General features: G+C 65.2%; 3 protein-coding genes and 2 pseudogenes. 1 reads left to right on the top strand and 4 read right to left on the bottom strand.

The genetic code is table 11. From position 1 onward, the window contains the following. On the bottom strand, positions 1-488 hold a 488-nt coding region (locus tag RHBS_RS23450; protein ID WP_272913892.1), incomplete at its 3' end, for a 4-hydroxy-tetrahydrodipicolinate reductase. A gap of 91 nt (positions 489-579) precedes the next feature. Between RHBS_RS23450 and RHBS_RS23445 the strand changes: the two genes are divergently transcribed. Beyond that, positions 580-1,368, top strand: a complete 789-nt coding sequence (locus RHBS_RS23445) for an ABC transporter ATP-binding protein (protein WP_121870075.1) — start codon at positions 580-582, stop codon at positions 1,366-1,368. A 3-nt stretch (positions 1,369-1,371) separates the two neighbouring features. Here the strand turns inward: RHBS_RS23445 and RHBS_RS23440 are convergent. The 3 genes and pseudogenes from RHBS_RS23440 to RHBS_RS23430 form a co-directional block, all read right to left on the bottom strand. Continuing rightward, positions 1,372-2,477: pseudogene (locus RHBS_RS23440) on the bottom strand (alcohol dehydrogenase catalytic domain-containing protein). 81 nt (positions 2,478-2,558) lie between these two features. Next, entirely contained in the window at positions 2,559-5,237 is a 2,679-nt protein-coding gene (locus RHBS_RS23435; RefSeq protein WP_237669611.1) for a glucosidase, read from the bottom strand. A gap of 24 nt (positions 5,238-5,261) precedes the next feature. Beyond that, positions 5,262-5,635, bottom strand: a pseudogene (locus RHBS_RS23430) (putative nucleotidyltransferase substrate binding domain-containing protein); the annotation flags it as partial.

Genomic DNA, 5,635 nt, shown 5'->3' with positions numbered 1-5,635 from the left:
GCGGCGCGTGCCTCGGCGATCAACGCGGCAGTGCGGTACGCCGTGCCCGACGGCGCATCGGCCTTGTTGGGGTGGTGCAGTTCGATCACCTCGACGGAGTCGAAGAACCGCGCTGCCTGCTGTGCGAATCGCATGGACAGCACCGCGCCGATGGCGAAGTTGGGCGCGATCAGCACACCCGTCTGCGGCGAACCTGCCAACCACTCGCGAACCTGCTCGAGGCGCCGGTCGTCGAATCCGGTGGTGCCGACCACTGCATGGATGCCCTGCTCGATCAGGAACTGCAGGTTGTCCATCACCACGTCGGGATGGGTGAAATCCACTACTACCTGGGCGTTCGCGTCGACGAAGTTCGCCAGCGGATCGCCCTGGTCGACGGTCGCCACGAGCTCGAGATCGTCTGCTGCCTCGACGGCGGCACAGATGGCCTGACCGACCTTGCCGCGTGACCCCAGTACCCCTACTCGAACAGGTGCCGTTGCACTCACGTCGTACCCACACTCGTTTCGTCGTCTTGTCGGTTCTACCGACCTCAGAGCCTACTTCTCCACGATCCGCCCCGGCAGCTACGGTCGTTCGGTGCCATCCAACGTCCTGTTCGCCGACCGAGTCGACCTCGTCCGCGGCGGCCGATACCTGCTCAGCGACGCCACGATGCGGGTCGAGGAGGGTGAACACTGGGTGTTGCTCGGTGCCAACGGCGCGGGCAAATCGACCCTGCTCAGCCTGCTCGGCGCGCTCGTTCATCCCACGCACGGTTCCGTGCACGTTCTCGGTCATCGCCTCGGCCGGGTGGACATGCGCGAATTGCGGACGCACATCGGCCACGTCGATCCGCGGTTGAAGATCGAGGCTCCGCTGACGCTGTTCCAGGTGGTGTTGACCGGGCTCACCAACACTCCCGATCTGATTCCGAGATGGTCGGCCACCGAGGACCAGATTGCACGTGCGCACCGGCTGATCGATTCCCTCGGCGTCGCCCATCGCACCGAGGCATCGTGGCACACACTCTCCCAGGGCGAGCGAGGCCGAGCGCTCATCGCCCGCGCTCTACTTCCCGACCCTGCAGTGCTACTGCTCGACGAGCCTGCCACCGGCCTCGATCTCGCTGCCCGCGAACAACTTCTGAGTGCTCTCGACTCGCTGCGGGTCGAGCATCCGAGCCTGGCCAGCATTCTGGTGACTCATCACCTCGAGGAAATCCCTACCTCGACCACCCACGCCCTGCTCATCCGTGACGGAAGAGTGCAGACGCAGGGAGCCGTCGACGCGGTGCTGACCACCGACAACATCAGTGAGTGTTTCGACCATCCCATCGAGATCACTACGCAACGCGGCCGGTGGGTCGCCACGGCGTCCCATCGCTGATGCTCAATCGAAGACGATGACCTGACGGATCGCGTTGCCGTCGGCCAATTCGTCCATGCCGCGGTTGATCTCGTCCAACGTGATTCTCGACGAGATCAGCTTTTCGACGGGCAGCCTTCCCTCACGCCACATCTGGGCGTAGGTCGGGATGTCGCGTGCCGGCACGGCGGAGCCCAGGTAGCTGCCGATGATCGTGCGCGCCTCCGCCACCAGGCCCAGCGGCGAGATGGACGAGCGGGCGTCGGGTGAAGGAAGACCGACGGTGATGGTCTTGCCGCCGGGAGCCGTTGCAGCGACGGCGGTTTCGAAGGCTCGGGCGTTGCCTGCCGCCTCGATCACGATATCTGCTTTGATTCCCTTCTCGCGAGCTCGGCCGGTGAATAGACCTGCGTTGCGCCCAGATCGGTTGCGGTGGAGAGTTTGTCCGCGACCCCGTCGACTCCGATCACCTCACCGGCACCCACCGATACGGCCGTCAGGACGGCTGCCATGCCGACTCCGCCGAGGCCCACCACCATCACCGATTGACCGGGTTTCGGAGTTCCGGCGTTGAGCACCGCGCCGCCGCCGGTCAGTACCGCACAGCCGAGGACTGCAGCGATGTCGGCCGGGATGTCGTCCTCGACCGGAACCACGGACTTTCGGCTCACCACAGCGTGGGTGGCAAATCCGGAGACCCCGAGGTGGTGCTTGACCTCTGCCCCGTCACGGTGCAACTTGATGCCGCCGCCGAGCAGTGTCCCCGCATTGTTCGACGCACTGCCCGTGACGCAGGGCATCTGGCCGTCGGTGGCGCACCCGGCACACTCGCCGCAGCGCGGCAGGAACGTCATGACGACGCGGGTGCCCACCTCCACGTCGTCGACGCCCGGTCCGACTTCTTCGACTCGACCTGCGGCCTCGTGGCCGAGCAGCATCGGGACCGGACGAACTCGATTGCCGTCGACCACCGACAGGTCCGAGTGGCACAGCCCCGCGGCTTCGATTCTGATCAGCAGTTCGCCGTCGCCCGGCGAACCGAGTTCGAGGTCGGAGACGGTGATGGGATGCGAGTCCGCGAAGGGACGGGACCGGCCGATTTCTTCGAGTACTGCGCCGCGAATCTTCATCCCGCCAGACTATGCGGCTCCGCCGCAGTGGTGTGGAAAAGTGCCACTGAGGCACATAAGCACACCACTGCGCGTAGCGCACTACAGCGGCAGACGCGGCCTGAGCAGGTGCGCAACCAATGCGGTCCAGCCTGTTTGGTGCGTTGCCCCGAGTCCCTCGCCGGTGTCTCCGTCGAAGTACTCGTTGAAGCTCGGGTGCTCGGACCACAATGGGTCGGCACTGGACTCGATGCGATTACCGTCCGCAGGCCTCTTGCCGTCCACCGGCCGGAACAGTCCGGCGAGACCGTTGTCGATCAGATCGGCGGCGTCGGTGAGGGTGCGATGGTTGCCCGAGCCAGTGGGAATTTCGATGGTGAACGAGTCGCCGTAGTACCGGCCGTACGCGCGCAGCTTGTCGGCCAGCAATACGTTCACCGGGAACCACACCGGTCCACGCCAGTTGGAGTTGCCACCGAACATTCCGGTACGCGACTCCCCCGGCTCGTATTCGATGGACAGGCTACGGCCGTCCACGTCGAACGTGACCGGTTCGCGGTACGACGCCGAGAGCGATCGAATCCCGAAGTGCGACAGGAACTCCTCGGAGTCGAACATGCGGGCCAGGATGCGCTTGAGCCGCTCGGGTTGGACGAGCGTGAGCAGCATGCGCACCTCGCCGCCCTCACGCCGAGCCAGCAGCGGGCTCACCATCTCCGGTCGCCTACGTTGAATCCAGCGCAGGCGGGCGGTGAGGTCCGGACATTCGTCCTCGACCCACGGCGGAATTTCGGTGGCACCGAGGATGGGCAGCAGTCCCACCATCGACCGCACCCGCATCGGAACCGCATCGCCCTCGGGCTGAACCAGGACGTCGTAGAAGAACCCGTCCTCCTCGTGCCACAGCGAAATATGCTGCGAACCGAACGAATTGACCGCCTTCGCGATCGAGAGGAAGTGCGAGAAGAACTTGGTCGCGACGTCGTCCCAGGCGCTGTCGTGCCGCGCGAGTTCGAGTGCGATCTTGAACATCTGCTGGCAGTAGAACGCCATCCAGCTCGTCGCGTCGGACTGCTCGAGTCGGAAGCCGGGAGGCAGCGGTGCAGACCTGTTGAACAGACCGATGTTGTCCATGCCGAGGAATCCACCCTCGAAGATGTTCGAGCCCTCGGAGTCCTTGCGGTTGACCCACCAGGCGAAGTTGAGCAGCAGCTTGGTGAACACCCGCACCAGGAATTCGCGATCGCGGTAGCCGTCGATGCGATAGACGTGCCATGCCGCCCACGCGTGCACGGGTGGGTTGACGTCACCGAACTCCCACTCGTACGCGGGCAGTTGGCCGTTGGGGTGCATGGCCCATTCCCGGCACATGAGCACCAACTGTTCCTTGGCGAAATCGGCGTCGACGTGCGCCAACGGAATCGCGTGGAAAGCCAGGTCCCAGGCCGCGAACCACGGATACTCCCACTCGTCGGGCATCGAGATCACATCGGCCAACGCCAGGTGACGCCAGTGTGCGTTGCGACCGCCCGGGTCCTGCCTCGAGTCCGGTGCCGGAGCTCCGACCTTGTCGCCCTCGATCCATTCCTCGACGTCGTATCGATAGAGCTGCTTGGTCCACAGCAAACCGGCGTACGCGCGTCTCGCCACGTGCCGGTCGACGTCGGTGAGATCGGCACCGATCACGGCCCCGTAGAACTCGTCGGCCTCGGCCTGGCGATCGACGTTGACGGCATCGAATCCGGTCCCGAACGTCTGCTCGTCCGGGCGGTTGGGCGAGAGCCGCAGTCGGACCGATTCCGTTGCGCCGGGCGCGATGTCGTCGAAGCGATACCAGAACGCAGCCTTCGTTCCGGTCTGCTCCGGGTTGACCGCGTCGAGCTCCCCGTCGACGACGCGGCGGCCGATGCCGTCCTTGGGGTAGGCCGAGATGTTCTCCTGCCCCCAAAGAGCCTCGGCATTGGTTTCGTTGTCGCAGAAAAGAACTGCCGGGGTTCCTTCGGCACTGAGGTAGTAGCGACCGAGAAATCCGTGGTCGACGGCGATGGCTTCGAGTCCACCAGCCATGAGGTCCGGCGGGCTCAGCTGCGCCAGTGTTCCGCCCCGGTCGTCGCGTCCCCAGGACCAGGTGTTGCGCAACCACAGGTGCGGCAGTAGGTCTACCGACGCCGCCTCGGGGCCGTGGTTGGTGATGGAGATGGTGATGCAGATGTCGTCGGGCGAGGCCTTGGCGTACGTGACCTGGACGTCGAAGAATCTGTTCTCGTCGAGGATCCCGGTGTCGGCCAGCTCGTACTCGCGGTCGTCACGCCCGCGTCGGGCATTCTCTTCTCGCAGGTGGGCGTACGGATACTCAGCGTGCGGATAGCGGTAGAGCCATTGCATCCAACTGTGCGTCGGTGTTCCGTCGACGGCCCAGAAGTACTCCTTGACGTCCTCGCCGTGATTGCCCTCTTCGTTGGCGAGACCGAACAGCCGTTCCTTGAGGATCGGATCCTTTCGATTCCACAGTGCGAACGAGAAGTTCAGGAACCCGAAGCGGTCGCAGATTCCGCCGATACCGTCCTCGCCCCAGCGGTACGCCCGCTTGTGCGCCTGATCGAACGGGAACGACGCCCAGGCATTGCCGTCCTCCGAGTAGTCCTCGCGCACTGTGCCCCACTGACGACCCGCCAGGTACGGACCCCACTGACGCCACGGGCCGCTGACCCCCGGCGATTCTGCCAACCGATGGTGTTCGACGGTGGAGGGGGTGGGAACGGTCACGGGATTGGTGGTCACGGCACACAGTCTGGTCGTTCGCACTCAACGATGCACGCCGACGTTGGCCGCCAGATAGCCGACGCGACGCTGCACCGCGGCGATCTCGCGGATGCCGTCGGTCAGCAGGCTTCGTTCGAGCGGCGACAGATCGGCCATGATCAGCACGTCGCCGGGGCGGTGGCCCGCTGTGATCTGGTCGATCTGATGCGACAGTCGCAGGCGCTGCAGCAGCACGAACACCTCGGTCAGTACGGCGACATCGCGTTCGGAGAGCATGCCGTTGCCCGACGCCGCCGCGAGACGCGCGGGGGTGGAGGACGAGGCGATGCCGACCGACAACCCTCCCCAACGAGCGAGGTTGACGATGGGCGTCAGTGCGTGGGCTTGAGGTCGAACGTGCCACCGCGCGAGCCAGC

The organism is Rhodococcus sp. BS-15 (assembly GCF_000813105.1).
Lineage (GTDB): Bacteria > Actinomycetota > Actinomycetes > Mycobacteriales > Mycobacteriaceae > Rhodococcoides.
This window is presented reverse-complemented; position numbering and strand designations above follow the sequence as displayed.